Origin of the sequence: Streptomyces durhamensis (assembly GCF_000725475.1) — a bacterium.
GTDB classification, from domain to species: Bacteria; Actinomycetota; Actinomycetes; order Streptomycetales; family Streptomycetaceae; genus Streptomyces; species Streptomyces filipinensis.
The window spans coordinates 501,253-525,167 of the sequence record NZ_JNXR01000003.1 but is presented as its reverse complement, the minus strand read 5'-3'; the positions used below and the strand labels follow the sequence as shown (position 1 = coordinate 525,167).

Annotated in this window: 12 protein-coding genes; 1 reads left to right on the top strand and 11 read right to left on the bottom strand. The window is 71.9% G+C overall.

From position 1 onward, the window contains the following. The 8 genes from IO33_RS52230 to IO33_RS0105950 form a co-directional block, all read right to left on the bottom strand. Positions 1-4,386: type I polyketide synthase (locus IO33_RS52230; RefSeq protein WP_245235704.1), on the bottom strand; the 4,386-nt coding region annotated here is incomplete at its 3' end. Next, on the bottom strand, positions 4,376-9,103 hold the full coding sequence (locus IO33_RS52225) for a type I polyketide synthase (protein WP_051926434.1): 4,728 nt from the start codon (positions 9,101-9,103) through the stop codon (positions 4,376-4,378). The genes IO33_RS52225 and IO33_RS52230, both read right to left, overlap by 11 nt. Before the next feature lie 263 nt (positions 9,104-9,366). Beyond that, complete coding sequence (locus tag IO33_RS0105980; protein WP_031161024.1) at positions 9,367-10,344, bottom strand: antibiotic biosynthesis monooxygenase; 978 nt, start codon at positions 10,342-10,344, stop codon at positions 9,367-9,369. Between the two features lie 5 nt (positions 10,345-10,349). Further along, complete coding sequence (locus IO33_RS0105975) at positions 10,350-13,067, bottom strand: molybdopterin-dependent oxidoreductase (protein ID WP_031161022.1); 2,718 nt, start codon at positions 13,065-13,067, stop codon at positions 10,350-10,352. Then, a complete protein-coding gene (locus IO33_RS0105970) occupies positions 13,064-13,891 on the bottom strand; it encodes an FAD binding domain-containing protein (protein ID WP_031161019.1) in 828 nt (275 codons plus the stop codon). The genes IO33_RS0105975 and IO33_RS0105970 overlap by 4 nt, the downstream gene beginning before the upstream one ends. A gap of 683 nt (positions 13,892-14,574) precedes the next feature. Then, on the bottom strand, positions 14,575-16,347 hold the full coding sequence (locus tag IO33_RS0105960) for a DEAD/DEAH box helicase (RefSeq protein WP_051926431.1): 1,773 nt from the start codon (positions 16,345-16,347) through the stop codon (positions 14,575-14,577). A gap of 87 nt (positions 16,348-16,434) precedes the next feature. Further along, on the bottom strand, positions 16,435-16,638 hold the full coding sequence (locus tag IO33_RS0105955; protein WP_031161015.1) for a cold-shock protein: 204 nt from the start codon (positions 16,636-16,638) through the stop codon (positions 16,435-16,437). A 406-nt stretch (positions 16,639-17,044) separates the two neighbouring features. Then, positions 17,045-18,073: an isoprenoid biosynthesis enzyme family protein gene (locus IO33_RS0105950; protein ID WP_157857804.1), complete on the bottom strand. Its 1,029-nt coding sequence runs from the start codon at positions 18,071-18,073 to the stop codon at positions 17,045-17,047. 316 nt (positions 18,074-18,389) lie between these two features. Between IO33_RS0105950 and IO33_RS0105945 the strand changes: the two genes are divergently transcribed. Beyond that, positions 18,390-19,502 (top strand): S8 family peptidase, encoded by a 1,113-nt coding sequence (locus IO33_RS0105945; protein WP_245235703.1) that lies wholly within the window; start codon positions 18,390-18,392, stop codon positions 19,500-19,502. Between the two features lie 20 nt (positions 19,503-19,522). On the opposite strand, the gene IO33_RS0105940 is transcribed toward IO33_RS0105945, so the two are convergent. The 3 genes from IO33_RS0105940 to IO33_RS0105930 are packed head-to-tail and all read right to left on the bottom strand — an operon-like array spanning position 19,523 to position 23,853. Continuing rightward, positions 19,523-20,959 (bottom strand): MFS transporter, encoded by a 1,437-nt coding sequence (locus IO33_RS0105940; RefSeq protein ID WP_031161009.1) that lies wholly within the window; start codon positions 20,957-20,959, stop codon positions 19,523-19,525. A gap of 6 nt (positions 20,960-20,965) precedes the next feature. Further along, positions 20,966-22,162, bottom strand: a complete 1,197-nt coding sequence (locus IO33_RS0105935; RefSeq protein ID WP_031161008.1) for a type III PLP-dependent enzyme — start codon at positions 22,160-22,162, stop codon at positions 20,966-20,968. Next, positions 22,159-23,853, bottom strand: a complete 1,695-nt coding sequence (locus tag IO33_RS0105930) for an IucA/IucC family protein (RefSeq protein ID WP_031161007.1) — start codon at positions 23,851-23,853, stop codon at positions 22,159-22,161. The genes IO33_RS0105935 and IO33_RS0105930 overlap by 4 nt, the downstream gene beginning before the upstream one ends. Between the last annotated feature and the right edge of the window lie 62 nt (positions 23,854-23,915).

Here is a 23,915-nt window from a genome sequence, read left to right as displayed (position 1 = left end):
GTTCGCCGCCGGTTCGCCTGCCGCGAGGGCGGCCAGCCCCGCACGCAGCTCTTCCGCGTCGGCGCCGACGACCGCCGCCCGGTGCTCCAGCGCCGAGCGCGTCGTGGCCGACGAGAAGCCGGCGTCGGCAGGCGACACGTCGTCGGTCGCCGAGACCAGCAGACGCTCCGCCTGAGCCCGCAGCCCCACTTCGCTCTTTGCCGAGAGCACCCACGGCACGGGCACCGGGCGGTGTTCCCGGGCCGGCTCGGCCACGGCCGCGGCGGGCGCCTCCTCGATGATCGTGTGCGCGTTGGTCCCGCCGATTCCGAAGGACGACACCGCGGCCCGGCGGGGCCTGTCGGTCCCGGGCCATGGCACCGGCTCGGTCAGCAGCCGCACGGCGCCCGCCGACCAGTCGACGTGCGCGGTCGGCTCGTCCACATGAAGTGTCCGCGGCAGCACGCCGTGCCGCATCGCCAGCACCATTTTGATCACACCGGCGACACCCGCGGCGGCCTGTGTGTGGCCGATGTTGGACTTGACCGAGCCCAGCCACACCGGCTGGTCGTCGGTGTGCTCCTGGCCGTATGTGGCGAGGAGCGCCTGCGCCTCGATCGGGTCGCCGAGCCTGGTTCCCGTGCCGTGGGCCTCGACGGCGTCCACGTCGGCCGGTGTGAGCCCCGCGGACGCCAGCGCCTGCCGGATCACCCGTTGCTGCGAAGGTCCGTTGGGCGCGGTCAGACCGTTGGACGCACCGTCCTGGTTCACCGCGCTCCCGCGCACCACCGCCAGCACCTGGTGGCCGTTCCGGCGGGCGTCGGACAGCCGTTCCACCAGCAGCAGGCCGACGCCTTCGCCCCAGCCCGTGCCGTCGGCACCGGCCGCGAACGCCTTGCACCGGCCGTCGGGCGCCAAGCCCCGCTGCCGGCTGAACTCCACGAACAGGTCCGGCGTGGTCATGACGGTCACACCGCCGACCAGGGCCATCGAGCACTCGCCGGTGCGCAGCGCCTGGGTCGCCAGGTGCAGCGCCACCAGCGACGACGAGCACGCCGTGTCGACCGTCACCGCCGGGCCCTCAAGCCCGAACGTGTAGGAGATGCGGCCGGAGACGACCGAGGCCGCCTTGCCGGTGAGGGCGTACCCCTCGATCTCCTCGGGCGCGTTGCGCAGCCCGTTGGCGTAGTCCTGGCCGTTGGTGCCGATGAAGACACCGGTGCGGCTGGCGCGGACGGACGCGGGGGCGATGCCGGCGCGCTCGAAGGTCTCCCACGCGGTCTCCAGCAGCAGCCGCTGTTGGGGGTCCATGGCCAGTGCCTCGCGCGGCGAGATCCCGAAGAGACCGGCGTCGAAGCGGTCGGCGCCCTGGATGAAGCCGCCCTCGCGCGAGTACGTCTTGCCGGGACGGTCGGGGTCGGGGTCGTAGAGCGCGTCGATGTCCCAGCCGCGGTCGGTGGGGAACCCGGACATCGCGTCCCGGCCGGAGCTCAGCAGCTCCCACAGGTCCTCCGGCGACTGGACGCCGCCGGGGAAGCGGCAGCCCATGCTGACGATCGCGAGGGGCTCGTCGGCCGCTAGGGCGGCCGACGCGTGCGGGGCGTCCGCCTCCAGCCCGTGCCGGCCGAGGAGTTCCTCGCCCAGGTGACGGGCGAGGGCGGTGGGGGTCGGGTGGTCGAAGACCAGGGTGGTGGGCAGCTTGAGGCCGGTGGCCGTGTTGAGCCTGTGGCGCAGTTCGACGGCGGTGAGCGAGTCGAAGCCGGTCTCGCGGAACGTCCGGTCGGCTTCGAAGGCGCCCCTGCCCGTGTGGCCGAGCACCGTGGCGGCCTGCTCGCGGACCAGGTCCAGCAGGACGCGGCCCTGTTCCCCCGGCGTGGCGCCGAGGAGGCGCTGGACCAGCGCGGACGCGGGCACTTCGGCGCCCCGCGCGGCCTCGGCGCGTGCTTCGAGGGCCTTGCGGGCCTCGGGCACGCCGTGCAGCAGGGGGCAGGGGCGGGTGTCGGCGAAGGCCGGGACGAAGCGGTCCCAGTCCACGTCCGCGACGGTCACGGAGGTCTCGCCGTGGGTCAGCGCAGCGTGCAGCACGGAGATCGCGGGAAGGGACGCGATCGCCCGTACGCCGCGCCGCCGCAGGTGGTCACCGGCGGCGCCGTCGGCCATGCCTCCGTCCGCCCAGGATCCCCATGCGACGGCCAGCGCGGGCAGCCCCTGCGCCCGGCGCTGCTCGGCGAGGGCGTCGAGGTAGGCGTTCGCGGCACCGTAGGCGCCCTGGCCGCCGTTGCCCCAGACCCCGGTCATCGAGGAGAAGAGCACGAAGGCGTCGAGGTCCTGGCGGTCCCGCGTGAGCTCGTGCAGGTGGAGCGCCGCGTCCACCTTGGGGCGCAGCACATGGTCGAGGCGCTCGGGCGTGAGCGATTCGACCAGGCCGTCGTCCAGTACGCCCGCGGTGTGCACCACGGCGTTCACCGTGTGCCGGCCGAACAGCTCGGCGAGCGCGTCGTGATCGGCCGCATCGCACGCGGCGACGGTGACCTGAGCGCCCAGCTCCTCCAGCTGCGCCTTGAGTTCTGCGGCGCCCGGGGCGTCGGGGCCCCGGCGGCTGGTGAGCACGAGGTGTTCGGCACCGGCTCCGGCGAGCCAGCGGGCCACGTGGCCGCCCAGCGCGCCCGTACCCCCGGTCACGAGCACGGTGCCGCGCGGCGACCAGGGTGCGCCCGCCGGTGCCGTGGGCTGCGGCGCGCGCACGAGGCGGCGGCCGGACACGCCGGAGGCACGTACGGCGAGCTGGTCCTCGTCGGCCTGGGCCAGCAGGCCGGCCAGCCGCTCCAGCGCGTGGGCGTCGAGTTCGACGGGCAGGTCGGCGAGCCCGCCCCAGCGGTGTGGCTGTTCCAGGGCGACGATCCGGCCCAGGCCCCAGAGCAGGGCGGACACGGGGTCGGTCAGCGGGTCCGCGGTGCCGGTCGACACCGCGCCGCTGGTCAGGCACCACAGCGGGGCCTCGATCCCGGCGTCGCCGAGGGCCTGGACGAGCAGGACGAGCCGCTGGAGGGCGTCCCTCCCCGCTTCGCCCTGTGCCGCGGCGAACAAGATGCCGTCGGCCTGCTCGTGCCCGGCGTCGGCGAAGGCCCGGGCGAGCGTGTCGCGGTCGGTGTACTCGCCCACGGCGAACGGAACGAGCGCGACGCCGAGTTCCGTGAGTCCGGTACGGATCGCCTCGGTCCACGCGGTCTCCTCGGAGACCGCGTAGAGCCAGGTCCCCGAGGGAACGGACCCCGCCATGTCACCGAGCGGCTGCCAGGTGATCCGGTAGCGCCAGCCGTCGGTGGTGGACCGCTCGCGGCGCTGCCGGCGCCAGGCGGACAGTTTGGGTGCGACCACGTCCAGTTCGTCGGGTTCCAGTCCCAGGAGCGCACCGAGAGACGCCCGGTCCTCGCTCTCGACCGAGTCCCAGAACTCGGCGTCCATCGCCTCCGGGGCACCCGCGGTCGCCGCCTGAGGCGCGTCGAGCCAGTAGCGCTCACGCTGGAAGGCGTACGTGGGCAGGTCGACACGCCGGGCGCCCGGGAAGAGCGCCCGCCAGTCCGGGGACACTCCATGGGTGTGCAGCTGCCCGATTGCGGCGCTGATGGCGTACGGCTCGGGGCGGTCGGCGCGCAGGGCGGGAACGGTGACGATGTCCGCTTCATCGTCCAGGCAGCCCTGGGCGAGGGCGCTGAGGACGCCGCCCGGGCCGATCTCTACAAAGGTCGACACGCCCAGGCCGTGCAGGGTCTGGACGCCGTCGTACGGCTCGGCCAGCCGGCCGGTCAGGTTCGAAACGACCGGGATCCGCGGCTCGCTGAACGTCAGACCACGAACAACCTCGGCGAACTCCTCCAGCATCGGATCCATCAGCGGCGAATGGAACGCATGACTGACCTTCAACCGGGACGCCTTACGACCCCGACCGGCGAAGGCCTCACCGACGGCGACGACCGCGTCCTCGACACCGGAGACCACGACCGCCTGGGGACCGTTGACCGCCGCGATACCGACCTCGTCGGACAGATACGGCAGCACCTCGTCCTCGGTCGCCTGGACCGCGACCATCGCGCCGCCCGCGGGCAACGCCTGCATCAGCGCCGCACGCGCGGACACCAGCTTCGCCGCGTCCTCCAGCGACAGCACACCCGCCACATGAGCAGCCGCGATCTCACCCACCGAGTGACCAGCCACGTAATCCGGCCGCACACCCCACGACTCCAACAGCCGGAACAACGCCACCTCGACCGCGAACAACGCCGGCTGGGTGCCACCCGTCTGGTTCAACTCCTCCGAGTCCACATCGACGGGCGCGTCCAAAAGCCCGCACACCTCGTCATACGCCGTGGCGAAGACGGGGTACGCCGCGTACAGCTCACGCCCCATGCCCGACAGCACCGCCCACCGAAGCGGCCCCGGAAGCAAGCGCCTCCAGCCCCTGCCGGAACTCCGCGAGGTCCCCGCCCACGATCGCCGCACGCCGCTCCAACACCGCGCGCGAGGTCGCCAGCGAGAACGCCACGTCCTCCGGCCGGACCCCGCAGCCCTCAACGCCCTCGGCGTCCAGGAAGGACAGCAGCCGGACCGCCTGCTCCCGCAGCGCCTCATCGCTCTTCGCCGACAGCACCCATGGGACCGGTCCCAGGGTGGCCGTCCCGCGGACGGGCCCCTCGCTCGTCGCGGCCTGCTCGACGATGACGTGCGCGTTGGTGCCGCTGATGCCGAAGGAGGACACCGCTGCCCGGCGCGGCAGGTCGCCCGCGGACCACTCCACGGCCTCGGTCAGCAGTCGTACGCCGCTCGCCGACCAGTCCACGTGCGGGGTCGGCTCGTCCACGTGCAGGGTCCGCGGCAGCACACCGTGGCGCATCGCCATGACCATCTTGATCACACCGGCGACGCCCGCCGCGGCCTGCGTGTGACCGATGTTCGACTTCAGGGAGCCCAGCCACAGCGGCCGGTCGCCGTCCCGTCCCCGGCCGTAGGCGGCGATGAGGGCTTCCGCCTCGATCGGGTCGCCGAGCCGCGTGCCCGTACCGTGCGCTTCCACCGCGTCGACGTCCGCGGGCGCGAGTCCGGCTGCCGCCAGGGCCTGGCGGATGACGCGCTGCTGGGAGGGGCCGTTGGGCGCCGTGAGTCCGTTCGACGCGCCGTCCTGGTTGACCGCGCTGCCCCGCACGACGGCCAGCACCTGGTGACCGTTGCGCCGGGCGTCGGACAGTCGCTCCACGAGCAGCATGCCGACGCCTTCGGCCCAGCCCGTGCCGTCCGCGCCGGCCGCGAACGCCTTGCACCGGCCGTCGGCGGACAGGCCGCGCTGGCGGCTGAACTCCACGAACATGCCGGGCGTGGACATCACGGTGACGCCGCCGGCCAGGGCCATCGTGCACTCGCCGCTCCGCAGCGACTGGACGGCCAGGTGCAGGGCCACCAGGGACGACGAGCAGGCCGTGTCCACCGTGACCGCGGGGCCTTCGAAGCCGAACGTGTAGGCCACGCGACCCGAGGCCACGCTGGTCGTCGTGCCGGTCAGCAGGTAGCCCTCGATGCCGTCGACCGGCTCGTGCAGCCGCGGGCCGTAGTCCTGTGCCGTCGCCCCGATGAACACGCCCGCCCGGCTCCCGCGCAGCGTGGCCGGGTCGATACCGGCCCGCTCGAAGGCCTCCCAGGCGGTCTCCAGGACCAGCCGCTGCTGCGGGTCGACGGCGGCGGCCTCGCGGGGGCTGATGCCGAAGAAGCCGGGGTCGAACTCGGCCGCCCCGTGCAGGAAGCCGCCGTGCCGCGTCGAGGACTTGCCGGGTGTGCCGGGCTCCGGGTCGTAGAGCGCTTCGACGTCCCAGCCGCGGTCGGCCGGGAACCCGGAGATGGCGTCGCCGCCGGAGGCGACCAGCCGCCACAGGTCCTCGGGGGAGCTCACCCCGCCGGGCAGGCGGCAGCTCATGGCCACGATGGCGATGGGCTCGTCGGGGTCGGCCACCGTCGCGGGCGCGGAGGCCGCCGCGTCCTCGCCGCCCAGGGACCGGGCGGCGAGGTGACGGGCGAGCGCGGCAGGGGTCGGGTGGTCGAACAGCAGCCCGCTGGGCAGGCGCAGGCCGGTGGCCCTGCCGAGCTGGTTGCGCAGCTCCACCGAGCTGAGCGAGTCGAAGCCGAGGTCCTTGAACGTCCACTCGGTCTCGACCTGCCGGGCTTCGGCGTGGCCCAGGACGGCGGCGATGTGTGCGCGGACCAGGTCGAGCACGGCCTCGCCGCGTTCGGACGGGGGCAGTCCGGCCAGCCGCCGGCCCAGGGCTCCGGCAGGCGCGCTGTCGGTCTCGGCGACGGCGTCCGGCCGCGGGACCACGGGGGCCCCGCCGGTGGTGGGCACGGGTGTCGTGGTGCCGCCGTCCAGCCAGTACCGCTGCCGTTCGAACGCGTAGGTGGGGAGCGCGACCTTGGGGGGTGCGCCTCGGCCGCCGCCGAACAGGGCGTCCCAGTCCGGCTCCACGCCGTGGACGTACAGCGCGGCGACCGCCGCCAGCAGGGCCTGCGCCTCGGGGCGGCGGGCGCGCAGGGCGGGGACGAGCAGGGACTCGTGGTCGGCGCCGGCGCGGGCCATGGAGGTGAGCACGCCGCCGGGACCGAGCTCCAGGTACGTGCGGACGCCCTGCTCGTCGAGGCGGGCGACGCCGTCGGCGAAGCGGACCGCGTCACGCACATGGCGGACCCAGTAGGCGGCCGTGCACCCTTCGTAGCCCGAGGGTTCCTCGGACAGCCGGCCCGTCACGTTGGACACGATCGGGATGCGCGGGGCGTGGAAGGTCAGGCCCTCGGCCACGTCGCGGAACTCCGCCAGCATGGGTTCCATGTGCGGGGAGTGGAAGGCGTGGCTGACCCGCAGCCGGCTGGTCCTGCGGCCCAGGGCGGCGAAGGCGTCGGCGATCTCGGTGGCGAGTTCCTCGTCGCCGGAGACGACGACGGAGTCCGGACCGTTCAGGGCGGCGATGCTCACACGGTCCGTGCGGCCGCCGATGCGGGCGCGGACCTCGTCCTCCGTGGCCTGGACGGCGATCATGGCGCCGCCGGCGGGCAGCGCCTGCATCAGGCGGCCGCGCGCGGCCACGAGGGCGCAGGCGTCGGCGAGTGAGAGGACGCCGGCCACGTGCGCGGCGGCGAGTTCGCCGATGGAGTGGCCCATCAGCACGCCGGGGGTGATGCCCCAGCTCTCCAGCAGCCGGAACAGGGCGACCTCGATGGCGAACAGCGAGGTCTGTGTGTAGAGGGTCCGGTCGAGTGCGGCGGCTTCCTCGGTGCCTTCGGGGGCGAACATGACCTCGCGCAGCGGCCGCGGCAGCAAGGGGTCGAGTTGGGCGCACATTTCGTCCAGTGCGGTGGCGAACGCCGGGAAGGCATCGGCCAGTTCGCGGCCCATGCCGGCTCGCTGGCTGCCCTGGCCCGAGAAGAGGAAGGCGAGCCCGCCGCGCGGGCCGGTGCGGCCCGTGGTCAGTGCGGCGTCGATGCCGCCGGTGGACAGCTCGCGCAGGGCGCGCAGGACGTCGTCGCGGTCCTCGCCCACGACGACGGCCCGGTGTTCGAAGGCGGTGCGGCCGGTGGCCAGCGACCAGCCGACGTCGGGCAGGGAGAGTCCGGGGTGCGCCTCGACGTGCGCGAGCAGGGCGGCCGCCTGGGCGCGCAGCCCGGACGCTGTCCTGGCGGACAGCGGCCAGGGGGTCGGCGTCGCGCTCGTACCCGCCTGCGCGGTCGGGCCGGCCGTGGTCGCCTGGTGTTCGGCCAGCACGAGGTGGCAGTTGGTGCCGCCCATGCCGAACGAGCTGACGCCGGCGAGCAGCGGGCGGCCGTCCTCGGCGGCCCATTCGCTGTGCTCGGTCTGCACCCGCAGGTTCAGCCGGTCGAGCGGGATCGCCGGGTTCGGCGTCTCGAAGTTGAGGCTGGCGGGCAGTTCACGGTGGTGGAGCGCCAGGGCCGCCTTCAGCAGGCCGGTGATGCCCGCGGCGCCCTCCAGGTGGCCGACGTTGGTCTTGGCCGAGCCGACCCGCAGCGGGCGGCCTGGCTCGCGTCCGGTGCCGAGCACCGCGCCGAGCGCGGCTGCCTCGACGGGGTCGCCGACCTTGGTGCCGGTGCCGTGCAACTCCACGTAGCCGACGTGCGCGGGGTCGATTCCGGCCCGTTCGCAGGCGAGCCTCAGCACCTGTTCCTGCCCCGCCTGCAGCGGCACGGTCAGCCCGTCGCCGCCACCGTCGTTGTTGACCGCGCTGCCGCGGATCACGCAGTAGACGGGGTCGCCGTCCGCGACGGCCCGGGCGAGGGGTTTGAGGACGACGATGCCGCCGCCCTCGCCGCGGACGTAGCCGTTCGCGCGGGCGTCGAAGGTGAAGCAGCGGCCGTCGGGGGACAGCCCGCCGAACCTGGCGGCGCCCAGGGTGCTCTCGGGGACGATGTTGAGGTTCACACCGCCCGCGAGGGCGATCGTGGACTCGCCCTTGCGCAGGCTCTCGCAGGCCAGGTGGACCGAGACCAGGGAGGAGGACTGGCCGGAGTCCACGGTCAGGCTGGGGCCGTTCAGTCCGAGGAAGTACGAGACCCGGTTGGCGATGATGCTGCGGTGCAGGCCGGTGACGGTGTGCGGCGAGATGGCCGTGAGTCCGGAGCGGTGGTGCAGGGTCGCGTAGTCGTCCCAGATGGCGCCGACGAACACTCCGGTGCGGGTGGAACGCAGCGTCTCGGCGCGCACATGTGCGTCCTCCAGCGCTTCCCAGGCCAGCTCCAGCACGAGCCGCTGCTGCGGGTCCATGGCGGCGGCCTCTTTGGGGGAGAGACCGAAGAACCCGGCGTCGAAGTGGCCGATGCGGTCGAGGAATCCGCCCCGCCGGATGTCGGTCCTGCCGGGTGCGGACGGATCGGCGTCGGCCACCGCGGCTCCGTCCCACCGGTCCGGGGGTACGTCGGTGATCGCGTCCGCGCCCTCGCTGAGGAGTCGCCAGAAGGCGGCTGGGTCGGCGGCCCCGGGCAGTCGGCACGCCAGGCCGATGACCGCTATGCCATCGGCGGAATCCGCCGAAGCCGAACCGGCCCGATTCCCCGTTCCGTTGAGCTCGGACTCGACCATAGTGCACTCCACCCACCCACACAGAGAATGAAAAGGCACCGCACCGTGCCGGCCCACGGACGATCGGCTCGACCGGGCGGCAACAAGTTGCGGTGTGGCCCCAGTTTCGGTCTCGCGGTCACGCTCCGCCGCCGCAGCAGATCAGTTTTAGGGGAATCCCCAATGGACGACGTGCACGGGCATCGACTGCCGGGGACATCTCTAAGGAGAACCCTAGGGACGGTCGTGGGAGAATTGCTGTTTATACGGCCTCTCAATTCTCCTCAGGGCAGCGTCCAGAAGCGGACGGTGACGAGATAGAAGAGGGCGGCCCAGAATGCCATCGCCGCCACGACGATGCCGAGGCCGCGGACGTTCGTCCTTGCCGCTGACTCGTCCGGTGGCGGCCGCAGCCAGCGCCCGAGCAGCGGGTTCACGTAGTAGGGCATGGTGAGGAAGCTCATGATGAAGCTCGACAGCAGATTGCCCACGAGCAGACCGATCCAGAGCGGCATGTGCAGCGGGAACAGCGCGAGCGTCAGCACTACGACGGTCGGGTACAGGCCGACCCACACGGCGAGGGAGGTCCTGGTCTCGGAGGGCGGGGGCGGTGCCTCCTTGCCGTTGCCCTCGAAGGCGAACCAACTGCCGAACGAGTTGTCGATCGTGCGCAGCTTGAAGTCGCTGAACTTCTCGCCCTCGGCCAGGATCTCGTGTCGTTGGGGCGACGTCAGCCAGGCGTCGAGGTGCTCGGCGCTGTCGTAGCGGTACAGGGTGGTCCATTCCTCCTGCAGGCCCTCGATGGGGCGGAACAGCTCGGTGCCGCGGAACCCCTCGAACTTGCTCTCCTCCTCGACCATGCGGTGCTGCCAGGCGAGGAAGTCGTCGACCTGGTTCGGGTGGACGCGGTGGGTGACCACCACGGTGACCAGCGGGTCCAGTGACTGGGTGCCGCTGCTGACCACCTGCTGGGTCGCCGGACCGTCGAAGTACTTGGCGCCGACGTCGAGATACGTCTGCCTGGTCGCGCTGTTGATCCACGCCTGCAGGTGCGCCACCGAGTCGAACCGGTACACGACGACCCAGTCGGGTTGCAGGGCTGTCGGCGGAGAGACCTCGGCGCCGAGGAAGCCGGGGTAGTAGGCGGCCGCGGCGTTGAGGTCCGCCTGCCAGGTCGCGAACTCCCGCCCCATCCCGGGCAGGACCTTCTGGCCGATGATCGCCGTCGCCGCGGCGGCTACGTTCTTCCGGGTGGTGTTCATGTGGCTCACCCTGTCGACACCGACTGCTCCGCGGGGAGTCGGCCGTATACGCGTTCCGGAGTCAGCGGCAGCGCCCGGTAGCGGACCCCTGTGGCGTCGTGCACCGCGTTCGCGAGCGCGGGGGCCACCGGGTTGATGCAGCACTCCGCCATCCCCTTCGCCCGCATGGGCCCCACGGAGTCCGCCGACCCCACCAGGAGGACCTCGGTACGGGGGATGTCGGCGTAGGTGGGGATGCGGTAGTTCCGGAGGTTCGGGTTGACCATGACGCCGCTGTCGTCGACCTGATGGTTCTCGGTCAGCGCGAAGCCGATTCCCTGGGCGACACCGCCCTCGATCTGGCCGCGGACCTGCGCCGGGTTGATGATCACCCCTGCGTCCGCCGCCTGCACGCTGTACAGGATCCGTATCTCACCCGTCACGCGGTGCACGGCGACCCGGAACCCCTGTGCGTTGGAGGTGACGCTCCGGGGCGAGCCGTATGCCTTGCGTGCGGCGGTGAACCGGATGCCGCGCGCCCGCGCCAGCGCGACGAGTTCGGCCAGCGACACCCGCCGGTCCCCGCAGAGGACACCGTCGTCGTCCATCGTGCACATCACCACGTGGACGCCCGTGTGCGCCGCGGCGAACTCCAGGATGCGGTCGCGCACGGCATTGGCCGCCCGCAGGACCGCGTTGCCCGCCACGAACAGGCCGGCGCTCGCGAAGGCTCCGGTGTCGAAGCCCGTGCGGTCGGTGTCGGACTGCACCAGCCGGATCCGCGACGGTGTCGTACCGAGCTGGTGGGCCGCGATCTGGACGTGGGCCGTGGAGGTTCCCTCGCCGAACTCGACGGTCCCGACGGCCAGTTCGTAGATGAGGTCGTCGCCCAGCGTGACCCAGGCCTCGGAGAGGTGTTCGGTCGGGGGCGCGGTCTCGTGCAGGGAGCCGGCCACGCCGGTGCCGACGAACCACTCGGGACCGGGGGGCGGCTGGTCGGCCGTACGGGCCAGGGCGTCGCCCACCAGATCGATGCACCGGGCGAGCCCGTCCTCCGTGAAGATCACGTCGTCGGGGCCGTCGTGCAGGGCGACCAGGGGCTCCCCCGGCCGCACGATGTTGCGTCGGCGCAGTTCGAGCGGGTCGAGGTGCAGGGCGCGGGCCAGTTCGTCCATCGCCGACTCCACGGCGAACGCCGGCTGTGTCATGCCGTAGCCGCGCAGGGCCCCGCTCGGCACGGTGTTCGTGTAGACGGAGTACGCGTCGTACTTCTTGTGGGGGCAGCGGTAGATCATGACGGCGGCTCCGCCCGCGTACACCGTTTCGCCGCCGTGGTTGCCGTAGGCGCCCGTGTTGGACACGTTGCGTACCTGGACCGCGGTGAGTGTTCCGTCGGCCTTCGCGCCGAGCTTCACCGTCAGGGTCATCGGATGCCGCGGCGAGGCCGTGGTGAACTCCTCCTCACGGGTGTACTCGAGGCAGGTGGGCCGCCCGGTGTCCAGGGTGGCGAGCGCCACCAGGTCCTCCGCGATCACCTCCTGCTTGCCGCCGAATCCGCCGCCGACCCGCTTGCAGAACACCCTCACCTGGTCCGGGCGCAGCGCGAACAGGTACTCCAGCTTGACCTTCGCGATCGACGGTGACTGCGAACTCGTGCGGACGTTCAGCCGGCCGTCCTCCAGCCAGGCGATCGAGCCGTGGGTCTCCAGATGCGCGTGCTGCACCCGCGGTGAGAAGTACGTCCCTTCGTGGATCACGTCGGCCGCGGCGAACCCCGCGTCGACGTCGCCGATGTGTGCGTGGAGTTCGAGCAGGATGTTGTGGACGGGGTCGCGGACGAACGGATCGTGCGCGCCGTGCAGTTGGGGCGCGCCGTCGGCCATGGCCTCCTCGGGGTCGAACACCGCCGGCAGCACGTCGTACTCGACGGCGAGCCGTCGGCAGCCCTCCTCCGCGGCCCCGACCGTGTCGGCCAGGACCACGGCGACGCGCTGGCCGGCGAAGCGGACCGTGTCGTCGAGGATGCGGGTGTCGTCCGGGTCGACCAGGTGGTCGGTGTGGATCGCCGTGGTGAAGCGCTTAGGGGGTACGTCTTCCCAGGTGTAGACCCGGTGCACGCCGGGCACCGCGAGTGCGGCCGTCTTGTCGATCGAGACGATCCGGGCGTGCGCGTGGGGTGAGTGCAGCACCTTGAGGTGCAGCATGCCCTCGATGTGTGTGTCCATGGTGAACTCGGCGTGCCCCGTCACCACGTCGTGGGCCGCGGGCGCGCCGACGCTCGTCCCCACGGCCCTGCCCGGCGCCGCCGTCTCCACGGCGCCGACGCCCTTCACGGCGTCCTCGATCGCCCGGTAGCCGGTGCAGCGGCAGAGGTTGCCCTTCAACGCCCTGGGCAGATCCGCCTTCTGGTCCTCGGTGAAGGTCGCCGACGTCATGATCATCCCTGCGGTGCAGAAACCGCACTGGAAACCCGGGGCGTCCTCGAACTGCTGCTGCATGGGATGCAGGGCGCCGGGCCGTCCCAGGCCCTCGATCGTGGTCACCTCATGGCCGTCCGCGCGGAAGGCGGGGGTGATGCAGCTGTGCACCGGTGCACCGTCCAGCCATACCGTGCAGGCGCCGCAGTCGCCCGCGTCGCACCCCTTCTTGACGCCGAAGTGGCCGAGTTCGCGCAGGAAGGTGCGCAGGCACTGGCCCGGGGCCGGTTCCCGGTCGAACCTCCGGCCGTTCACGAGGTAGGTCATGGCAGGTCCCCTGCCATGAGTTCGCGGCGAATCTCTTCGGCGAAGTGGTAGGTCAGATGGCGGCGGTGGTCGGGGGTCCCGTTGGGATCGGCGAACCAGACGTCGGCGGGCACGGCGTCGATGCTCTGCCGGAGGGTACGGGCGTCGGGCAGGGAGCCGAAGGCGACACGGACCGGACGGGTGGTCCCGGCGGTGACGGTGAGCAGCAGGTCACTCGCTCCCAGGCGTTGCGTGCCGACCAGGAACACCGTCGAACGGCCGAGCCGGGTCAGTGTGAAGCGGCGGTGGGCGGTGCGTTTGCGCAGCGCGTGTTCCGGGATGGTGATGCGCCGGAGGATCTCCCCGGGGGCGAGGACGTTGCGGTGATCGCCCGTGACGAAATCGAGGGCGTCGACGAAACGCACGGAGCCGTCGGCCGCCCATAGTTCGTACCGCGCCTCCAGCGCGACCGCCAACGTGATCATCGGGCCGGCCGGCAAGGACATACAGATGTTTCCGCCGACGGTCGCCGCGTTCCAGACCTTGAACGAGGACAGGAACGCCTCACAGCTTTTCCGGAGGAGAATTCCGGCGGTCCAGCCCTTCGGCCACCTGAAGGCGTACAGGTCGCGAATGGTGCAGGTGGCGCCGATCTCCAGGCCTTCGTCGGTCGGGACCAGAGGCTCCCAGGGCAACGCCGTCAGGTCGATCAGCCTTCGCAGGTCGGGCTGCTCCGTGGAGTAGAGCCATGTGCCGCCTGCGAGCCAGGCGTCGCCCTCGTGCCAGTCCGCGCCTGGCCGTTCGGACGGTCGCCGGATCACTTCGGTGATGGTGTTGAGGTCCATGAGCACCGACCTACGGGAGAGCGGACCTGCGGGACAGCGGACCCTACGGAAGACGGCTTTCGCGTGGCACTCTTGGAATGGGTTTCCCGCTGACCGGGGGAATCTCGGCCGCCAGGCCGCAGCGTTCAGGGTCCCCGCGTCGGGACCGGCGGGCACAGACGCCTTTTTCACAGCGTAGCGCAGCGCGTGGAGGAGGCCTGCCGGGAGAAGGTCACTGAAAGTGTTCGGCCCTTCCCGGACGGTCACTCCGGTGTCCCTCGGTGGCAGCCTCGCTCCCGCACTCGGTTCGGGGACCGCTGGGTGGTCACGGCCGAGGACGCGGACGCCGTGCCGCACGGAGGCGGAGCGGCCGCGACGCCGCTCGCCCCGGATCTGCCCTGACGGCGGGCGCCCTGCCGCCGACGCCCCGGGGCGACCCGAGCCTCGCCCGTCCCGCCGGTGACGGAGTCGGCCGGGGCCGCGCGGCGGGGCCGCCGTACCGTGCCGGATGGCCGTCTCTTGCGTGATGTGCCGGTCTTCCGGGTCGGAGCCGGATCACCGGCGCCGCGCACCAGAGCACGTACGCCTCCCGTTCCGCCGCGGGGCAAGGCGCGCTGCACCCCTCTCGACGGCGCCGGCGGCAAAGGAGCAGGCCGACATGATCCACCGCCGCATCATCGGGCGGAACCCGCCGGGACGAACGCCTACGAAGCGTCGCCGCCGGCGCCGGCCTTGCCTGATGTGGCACGGGGAGCCGAGCTGCGGCGGCCGCCGCGGCGGTCGGAGCCTCGGGCTCCGGTCCCGCCGGCGTCCCCCTTGGCTCCGCCGGCCGTCGCCCGTCGACCGGACCCACGGACGGCCTTGCCGGAGGCGGCCTCGCCGGCCGCACCGGCCGCGGACCGGCGGTCGGAACCACGGCCGCGCGCTCCGCCGGCACCGCCCGTGGCCCCGCTGGCCCCCGCCCGGCGGGCCGAACCGCGCCCACCGCTTGCGGAGGCGCCACCCGACGCTGCCGTTCCGGCCGGTGCCCCGCGGTCGGAGCGCCGGCTCGCCGTGCCGGTGGCAGCCCCCGTCTCCGCTTCGGCCCCGCTGCCGTTTCGGCGTCGGCGGCCGGATCGCCTGCCGGGCTTGGTACCGGCCTTCCGGTCCGGGCGGGACGCCGTCGGTGTCGCCGGCTGGGGGACCTCGATGGTGACGGCCGTGCCGGAAGGCTCCCGGGCGCCGGTGAGGGTGGCCAGCTCCGTGTCGCTCGACGTGATGCGGGCCGTTCGAGGACGGATGCCCGCGTCCGACATGAGCCGGGTGACGTCCCGCTTCTGCTCGGGCAGGACCAGCGTGACCACGGTGCCGGAGCCGCCGGCGCGAGCCGTGCGTCCGCCCCGGTGGAGGTAGTCCTTGTGGTCGGTGGGGGGATCGACGTTCACGACGAGGTCGAGATCGTCGATGTGTATGCCCCGGGCCGCGACGTTCGTCGCCACCAGCGCGGTGACCTGGCCGGTCTTGAACTGTTCCAGGGTGCGGGTCCGCTGCGGCTGGGAGCGGCCTCCGTGCAGTGCCGCCGCGCGGACACCGACGGCCAGGAGCCGCTTGGCGAGCCGGTCGGCGGACCGCTTGGTGTCGAGGAAGAGGATGACCCGGCCGTCGCGGGCCGCGATGCGCGTGGTGACGGCCTTCTTGTCGGTCTCGTCCTGGATGTGCAGGACGTGGTGCTCCATGGTGGTCACCGCTCCCGCGGACGGGTCCACGGAATGCACCACGGGGTCGGTCAGGAACTGCTGGACCAGGCGGTCGATGTTCTGGTCGAGGGTGGCCGAGAAGAGCAGGCGCTGGCCGTCGGGCCGTACCTGCCGGATCAGCTTGGTGATCTGCGGCAGGAAGCCCATGTCGGTCATCTGGTCGGCTTCGTCCAGCACCGTGATGCGGACGTCGTCCAGGACGCAGTCTCCGCGTTCCACGAGGTCGTTGAGCCTGCCGGGGCTGGCCACCACGACTTCGGCGCCGCGCCGCAGGGCGTCGGCCTGTTTGGTGAGGGACAGCCCGCCGACCACGGTGGCCAGCCGGAGGTTGACCGCCGTCGCGTAGGGGGTCAGCGCGTCGGTCACCTGCTGGGCGAGTTCACGGGTGGGCACCAGCACCAGGGCGAGGGGTGCCTTGGGCTGCGCGCGCAGACCGGCCGTACGGGCCAGGAGCGCGAGCCCGAACGCGAGGGTCTTGCCGGAGCCGGTACGTCCCCGTCCCAGCAGGTCACGGCCGGCCAGCGAGTTGGGCAGCGTGGCGGCCTGGATGGGGAACGGGGTGGTGACGCCTTGCGCGGCGAGGGTCTTCAGCAGTCCCGCGGGCATGTCCAGACCGGCGAAGTCCTCGACGGCGGGGAGTGCGGGTGTCGTGCTTTCCGGCAGCCGGAATTCCCTGGGCGACGACGCGGAGGGTGGGGGCGACGAGACGCGCCGGTTCGGCTTCTGGGACCTGCGGGACATGCGGTGATCTGCCTTCCTGGAAACAGCACAAACCGGGGTCCGCACCGTGACGGTGCGGACCCCGGTGCGTGGATACGCGTCCGGCGATCAGGCGGGGACGATGTTCTCCGCCTGCGGGCCCTTCTGGCCCTGCGTGACGTCGAAGGAGACCCGCTGGCCCTCCTGCAGCTCACGGAAGCCCTGGGTCGCGATGTTCGAGTAGTGGGCGAAGACGTCGGGGCCGCCGCCGTCCTGCGCGATGAAGCCGAAACCCTTTTCAGCGTTGAACCACTTCACGGTTCCCTGTGCCATGACCTTCTCCGTTCTGTAGGCAGAGGCCCCATCCGGAGATGCCGGAAAAACAAATCATGCGCCTGCAGGGGAAACATTCCTGTCAGGCGCACATAGGTTCATGGGTACCACAACTGCAACTCCAGAACCTTAACACAGCTCGGCGGCCCGTGGTGGATCAAGGCGGCACTCGAAGACCCGCACGCGGTGGCGACGAGCGGGCAGACATGGGTTTCACCGGCCCTCGGCTGTGGCGAGACGGTGACGATCGAGCACGGTCCGCCTGGGGTGGACCAGGTTCTGCGAGTCGGACCAGTTCGAGCCCTTGGTGGTCCGGGACGGAGAGGTCGTGTGGCCCTAGGGTCCTCTTCCAGCCGCAACGGGAAACAGTGTGCGAGGCACGAGATGCCGTCAGGTTCCTGTTTGATCAGATGTCGATCGGCGTCAGAGCGGGGTAGATGTCCTGCCAGCGATAGCGACGGCAGTGGAAATGCCAGTACGCGAAGGCGGTCATGTAGCGGTCGAGGTGGGGGCGTTGCTCGTCGGTGGCGAGGTCCAGGACGCGGCGGTAGGCGGCCACGCCGCCTTCGAGGCTCCGGCGGTAGGCGGCGAGGTAGGGGATGTTCTCGCTCACCGACCGGCGGTAGATGAGGCTGGCGATGAAGTCCTCGCCGCTCACCGCCTCCTTGTAGAAGGACAGGACATCGTTGATGTCGTTGAGGAACGCGACACAGGAGCTCAGCGCCGCCGACCAGAAGGCCCGGTTGCGGTGGGCGCTCAGGCAGGGGTCGGTGAACTGGAGCGAGGCGAACCAGAACTGGGAGAACCCGTTGAAGACGCGGACGAAATCGCTGTCGACCTCGTCGGAGGTCTCCGGCGTGAACTCCGCCTCCATGAGGACGCCCGTCATCCCGTTGTAGAAGAAGGTCTTGAAGACGGCGAGGAACGTCGGATCGCAGAACCGCGCGACCTCGTCGAACATGTGCCGGATGTACCGGGCGTTGGACGACGGTGTGGGCACCTCGGGCAGCATGCCGGCCCGCAGGACGGCTCCGGCTTCCGCGCGGTTGCGGCAGCACACGTCATCGACGTAGGTGGTGAACACCCAGATGCGATCAACGGCGAGGGCGAGCGCGTCGTCGGCGATGGGCATCATGAGGGTGCGCATCAGCGTCACGTTGTCGGTGGTGGCGGAGGGGACGGTGACACCGAACGCCGCGAACTCCGTGTCGAGCAGGTCCGCGTGGGCACGGGCCTGCGCGAAGTTCGCGGGCGGGTCGAAGGTCTCGACGTGGGCGATCAACCTGTCGACGAGACCGGAGGACAGCACACCGGCGACCATCGCGCGGTGGCGGGGGTCAGGGACGCGATCGAGGCCGCGCCGCGCGGTGTAGTGGAGGGTGTCGACACCAGGCGGCCGGTGGTGCCTGGGCGTGAGGCGGCCTGTCGAGTTCACGCCGTGTCCTTCCGTTCGCCGCTTCCTGTCGCAGGCATACGTCCCTGTGGGCTCCTTCGGATACTCACACGGCTTATCGTTCCTCGGCGGTGCATCGGACACCGCCAACTCGACCGGGGGTACCCCCCGCCGGCGGCTTGACGGAAGCGGGACCCACCGCCCAGCGGCTGGCGTGGCCCCTCCCCCGCGGGATCAGCCACAGCGAGAGCGACGAGGCCGGCCAGCGCACGCCCGCTGCAACCGCCCGCCCCTTGTGGTCGTCTTGTGCGCTGACTGTGTACGAAACAGGGATGCGGGGGACGTTGTGACGCGGAACGTGACGAAGGTGGGTCTCGTGGCGGTGGCCATGGCGACGGTGCTCGGGGCCTCGGCCTGCGGCGGGAAGGCCGGCGCGGCGGTCGGGGGAGGCGGAGGGACGCTCCCCGCGCACGGGAAGGGGCAGTCCGTGGCGGCCTCCGGGCACGGGGCGTCGTCCGGCTCGGCGTCGACGTCTCCCGGCACGGTGGGCACGTTGTCCGGTAGCGCGCGGACCACGGCGTCGCCCGTCACCCGGCATGTGCCGTGGAACCTGGACATCCTGGACCAGCGGTCACGGCCGCTGGACGGGAAGTTCACCACCACCGCCACGGGCAAGGGTGTGCACGTCTACGTGATCGACACCGGGATGGATGTCGCCCACAAGGAATTCGGCGGACGCGCCCACCTCGGCGCCGACTTCGTGGGCCCGAAGGACTCCGGTGACTGCTTCAGCGAGGACGGGATGGGCCACGGCACGTTCGTGTCGGGCATCATCGGCGGGGCGAGGTACGGGGTGGCGCCCAAGGCGGAGCTCGTCCGGGTCCAGGGCGTCCTGTGCGAGAGCGAGGGCGGGGGCTCCCCGGCGGCGGCCGAGGCGGCCTTGGTGAAGTCGGTCAAGTGGGTCACCGCGCACGCGCAGAAGCCCGCGGTGGTGAACATGTCGCTCAACTTCGACCGCCGTTCGACGGCCGTGGAGTCCGCCGTGAAGAAGATGGTCGACGCGGGGATTCCGACGGTGGTGTCGGCCGGCAACTTCCATGACGACGCCTGCAAGCACTCTCCGGCCGGCGTCCCCGGCACGATCGTCGTGGCGGCCTCCACCTCGAACGACCGCGCGTGGAGCGACACCGGCTCCTACGGATCGGGCTACGGTCGGTGCGTGGACCTGTACGCCCCCGGCCAGAAGGTGACCGCCGCGCTCGCCGGCGGCGGCACGACCACGGAGAACGACGGCGCGACGTCCTGGGCCGCACCGCACGCCACCGGCGTGATCGCTCTGTACCTGTCGGCACACCCCCACGCCACGGCCAACGAGGTCCACGTCTGGCTCGACCACACGGCCACCCGCGGTGTCGTGCACGGCGTGCGCTCCGACACCCCCAACCGGCTGCTCAACACCGGCGGCCTCTGACCCGGTCCGCGGGTCCTGCCTCAGGCCGCCGGCCGGCGTACGACGGGCTGTGCCGCCGAATCGCGGTGGCACCGGTCGTCGACGCCTGTCGGCGGCGGTGGCGCGACCGGGGTGGGCGGGGAGCTCTCCCGTGGGGTGCGCGAACGTGCGGTGATCACCGCTGACAGGCCGGCGGCGGCCACGGCGGAGATCACGCCTCCGAGGACGAGGCTGAAGCGGGCGCCGAGGGAGTCGGAGACCAGTCCGACCAGAGGGGCACCGACCGGGGTGCCGCCGAGCAGGACCAACAGGTAGACGGAGACGATGCGGCCGCGCATGCCCGGGTCGGCGTTCAGCTGGATCATGGAGTTGGCGGTGGTCATCACGGTCACCGAGGCGAGCCCGGTGGGCAGGAGTACGAGCAGGAAGCCGGCATAGCCGGGCATGAGTCCGGCCAGGGACTCCAGGGTTCCGAAGACGATCGTGGCGGTGACCAGGCGGCGGGCGGTGGGGGGTTTTCGTTTTCCGGCTCCCCTGAGCGCACCGACGAGGCTGCCGACGGCGTAGGCGGCGGAGAGGTAACCGTAGGCGACGGAGTCCGAGTTGAAGACCGTTGTTGCGATCAGGGCGATGGTGACCTGGAAGTTGAAGCCGAAGGTGCCGACGAAAGCGATGACGGTGATCGGCAGCAGCAGTTCGGGGGTGGTGCGGATGGCTCCGAAGGCGTCCGACAAGCGGGTGTGCGCACGGTTCTTCTCCCCGGGCGCGTGGAGTTCGTCGGCGCGGATGGTGACCAGCCCGTAGAGGACGGCGAGGTACGAGGCCGCGTTGATCAGGAAGACGGCTCCCGTACCCGCGGTGGCGACCGCCAGGCCCGCCACGGCCGGACCGATCGCGCGGGCGACGTTGAACTGCGCCGAGTTCAGGCTGACGGCGTTGGCCAGACGTTCCCTGCCGACGAGTTCGGAGACGAAGGCGTTGCGGGCCGGGCTGTCCAGCGCCGTGGCCGTGCCCAGCGAGAAGGCCAGCACGTACACGGCCCCCAGGTTCACCGCGCCGGTCACCGTCAGGACACCGAGAACCAGCGACTGCACTCCCATGGCGGACTGGGTGACCACCAGCAGGCGGCGTTTGGCGAAGCGGTCGGCGAAGACGCCCCCGAAGAGGCCGAAGAGTGTCTGCGGCAGGAACTGCAGGGCGGTGAGGACGCCGACGGCGCTGCCGCTGTTGCCGGTGAGCTTCAGGACCAGCAGGTCCTGGGCGGCACGCTGCATCCAGGTACCGACGTTGGAGACGAGCTGCCCGGTCAGGTAGCGGCGGAAGTTGCGGGCCCCGAGCGTGGCGAGTGCCTCGCTCGGGGCCCGTCGCTTGCCGCCCCTGCGCACCCTGCGGTGCCGGCCGCCCACGTCGAGGGCGGCGAGGCGGGCGCGGAGAGTCTGCGACCTGTCGCTGCTGAGGACACTGCGGTGCTTGCTCATGACCTTCTACCGGTGGGGTCCGGCGAGGGCGGGGGCGTGGTCGAGGTGGTGGAACCGCGGCGCGGGATGCATCAGGAACTCGTGGTGGGAGATGTTCCAGGCGTACGCCCCCGCCAGCGCGAAGGCGACCTTGTCTCCGACGCGCAGCCGTCCTGCCCGCACGCCCCGCGCGAGGACGTCCTTGGGCGTGCACAACTGGCCGACCAGGGTGACGGCTTCGTCCCGTGCCTCGGGACGCTTCCAGGACCGGTCCCAGGTGTCGACGGGGACGACGGTGAACGGCTGGTCGTGCTGTTTGGCCGCCGGCGTGCGCAGATGATGGGTGCCGCCGCGCAGGACGGCGAAGGCGCGGCCGTGGCTGCGTTTGATGTCGAGGACCTCGGTGACGTACCAGCCGCAGTACACGGTGACCGAGCGGCCCGGTTCGATGCGCAGGGTCAGGTCCGGACGTCCCGCCAGCAGACGGCGCAGGCCGGTGCCGAAGGCCGCCCAGTCGAAGCGACGGTCGGGGCGGGCGTAGTCGACTCCCATGCCACCACCGAGGTTGACCTCGGTCAGTTCCACGCCCCTCTGGTCCGCCCATGCGGTCGCCCAGGCCAGCACCCGGCCGGCGAGGTCGAGGTGGGCGGTGGCACCGAGGCCGCTGGCGAGGTGGGCGTGGATGCCGCGCAGCCGGATGCGGGGGTCGCCGTTGATGAGGGCCAGGCAGCGGTCGAGGGGTTGAGGGTCCAGGCCGAAGGGGCTGGGCTGACCGCCCATGGCGAGGGCCGCCGGGCCGACGGCGATCGGGGGGTTGACCCGGAGCAGGACGTCCACGCTGCGCTCGCCCAGCAGGCCGGTGAGCAGGTGAAGTTCTTGCTCGCTCTCGATGTGCAGGCGGTCCACTCCGCCGCGGAGGGCCTGTTCGAGTTCGGCGGGTGTCTTGCCGGGTCCGCCGAAGGCGATCGGCGCGCCTGGGCAGGTGCTCTGGAGGTGGTGGAGTTCCCCGCCCGAGGCGACCTCGAAGCCGGCGACGTGGTCGCGCAGGACGCCCAGGAGGCGAGGGTCGGAATTGGCCTTGGCGGCGTAGAACAGCTGGACGCTCTCGGGCAGGGCGGCACGGATGGCGGCCGCGTGTTCGCGCAGATCCTGCAGGTCGTAGACGTAGGCGGGGAGGCAGTCGCCGCGTAGTTCGTTGACGTGCTGGAGGAGTTGCCGCCTCACCGGGTCACCTCCCGGGGGAAGCCCTCGCCCAGTGGGCTGGGCAGGGGGACGTAGGTGGCGTGCCGGTCGGCCTGCCGGGACCAGCGCAGCAGCAGGTTGGCCTTGGCGGGCAGCGGGACGCCCGAGAGCAGGGCGCGCAGCCGGGGTGGCTCGCCCGCGCTGCGTGCGTAGGCGTCGAGGTGGTCGCGGACCAGCCCCCACAGGGCGGGTTCCAGAGCGGGCTCGGTGTCGGCGAGGGCGGCGAGGACTTCGGCGGTGTGGTTGACCAGGAGGCAGTAGGCCACCCGGTTCCAGCCGCGCTCGGCGTCGTACGTCATCGGCGTGCGCACGTCTTCGGGCAGGGCGGCGAGGAACGCGCGGTGGTGCTCGGGGAGCAGCTTGGTGCCTTCCAGGTCGCGGAAGAGCAGCTGGGCCGGAGTGCCGTCGGCGCGTACGCCGACGACGACGTTCTGGAGGTGCGGTTCGAGGACGATGCCGTGCTCGAAGTAGGCGGTCAGGACGGGCGGCAGGAGCAGGCCGAGGTAGGCGTCCCACCAGGCGAGCACATCGCCGTCGCCGCGGGCCAGCAGGCGGGAGGCCTGGGCCGGGCTGGTGGGGTGCTCGTCGGCGATCGCTGCGGCGAGCAGCGGGGTCACGCCCGGGCGCAGGTGTTCGCGCAGGCCGGTGCGGACGATGACGCCGAAGCCCTCCAGGAGGCGGAGGTCGTCGTCGAGCGTGAGGGTGCGGTAACCCGGCTCGGCGAGCAGCGAGCTTCGGGGGTGTGCCTTTCCGATGTGAGCGAAGACGGGCGGCAGGAGCCGGTTGAGGGCGACGGCGCCGGACAGCTCGTAGGCCGCGTTCTTCCGGACGCAGTTGGTCAGACGGACGTCGAGGCTGAACTTCAGGAAGGTGTCGGCGTCCGGCTGGTAGAGGGTCCGCACGGAGGCGGTGGGGGCGAAGTCCGGGCCCATGACGCCCGTGTCGATGACCGAGCCCGCGGCCATGGCCCTGCGCAGGGCCGGATGGTCGCCGAGCATCCGGTACTGCCACGGGTGGACCGGCAGGGTGACGTAGTCCTCTCGCCCGTCCGTATGAAGGGCGTCGAGCCTGCTGAGATCGCCTTCCTCGCGCACCAGGCTCCGGTGCACGGCGAGGTGGCGCAGCGGGAACCGGGTGCCCGTCTCCGGGCCGTAGTCCAGCCAGTCCTCCGTGTCGCCGGTGCGCGACTTGGGTGAGGGGTGGAAGCGGTGGCCGAAGACCAGGGACTGTTCGGACTCCACGTACGGGTCCTCCGGCAGGACCGCCGTGGCGCGGTGTGCGAGGACGGTGCGGATGGTGTTCCGGCTGTCGCCGACCTGGTCCAGGAACTCGTCGTTGGCCACACCGGTCCGCAGTTCCAGCTCGTCCCGGATGTATCCGGCGAGCTCGCGCCAGCCGATCGGGGACCAGCGGGCACGGTCGTAGCGCTTGACCGGTCCGTCGAAGCGGTGTGCGCCGATCAGGGAGACGCGGCGCAGCGGGACGCGGAGCAGGATGTCGCGGCGGGGCAGCGACAGCAGCAGGTGGTCCTTGTCGACGGTGACCTGTCGCTCGGGCGCGGAGACCTCACGGATGAGGCAGTTGAGCAGGGTGTGGGCGGTGACGGTGTCGGCCACCTGGGCGGGACGGGCCGTGGTGGCGAGAGCGCTGCCGGTGGTGCTGGGGAACGTCATGCGGAACGACTCCAGTCGGTGCAAGGAGGTGTGGGGGCAGGCCGGGCGGCCGGAGGGGGACC

What these genes read in the sequence shown, in the direction of transcription:
- IO33_RS52225 (WP_051926434.1), bottom strand. Translation starts at nt 9,103, where the DNA reads ATGGTCGAGTCCGAGCTCAACGGAACGGGGAATCGGGCCGGTTCGGCT.
- IO33_RS0105980 (WP_031161024.1), bottom strand. Translation starts at nt 10,344, where the DNA reads ATGAACACCACCCGGAAGAACGTAGCCGCCGCGGCGACGGCGATCATC.
- IO33_RS0105975 (WP_031161022.1), bottom strand. Translation starts at nt 13,067, where the DNA reads ATGACCTACCTCGTGAACGGCCGGAGGTTCGACCGGGAACCGGCCCCG.
- IO33_RS0105970 (WP_031161019.1), bottom strand. Translation starts at nt 13,891, where the DNA reads ATGGACCTCAACACCATCACCGAAGTGATCCGGCGACCGTCCGAACGG.
- IO33_RS0105960 (WP_051926431.1), bottom strand. Translation starts at nt 16,347, where the DNA reads ATGTCCCGCAGGTCCCAGAAGCCGAACCGGCGCGTCTCGTCGCCCCCA.
- IO33_RS0105955 (WP_031161015.1), bottom strand. Translation starts at nt 16,638, where the DNA reads ATGGCACAGGGAACCGTGAAGTGGTTCAACGCTGAAAAGGGTTTCGGC.
- IO33_RS0105940 (WP_031161009.1), bottom strand. Translation starts at nt 20,959, where the DNA reads ATGAGCAAGCACCGCAGTGTCCTCAGCAGCGACAGGTCGCAGACTCTC.
- IO33_RS0105930 (WP_031161007.1), bottom strand. Translation starts at nt 23,853, where the DNA reads ATGACGTTCCCCAGCACCACCGGCAGCGCTCTCGCCACCACGGCCCGT.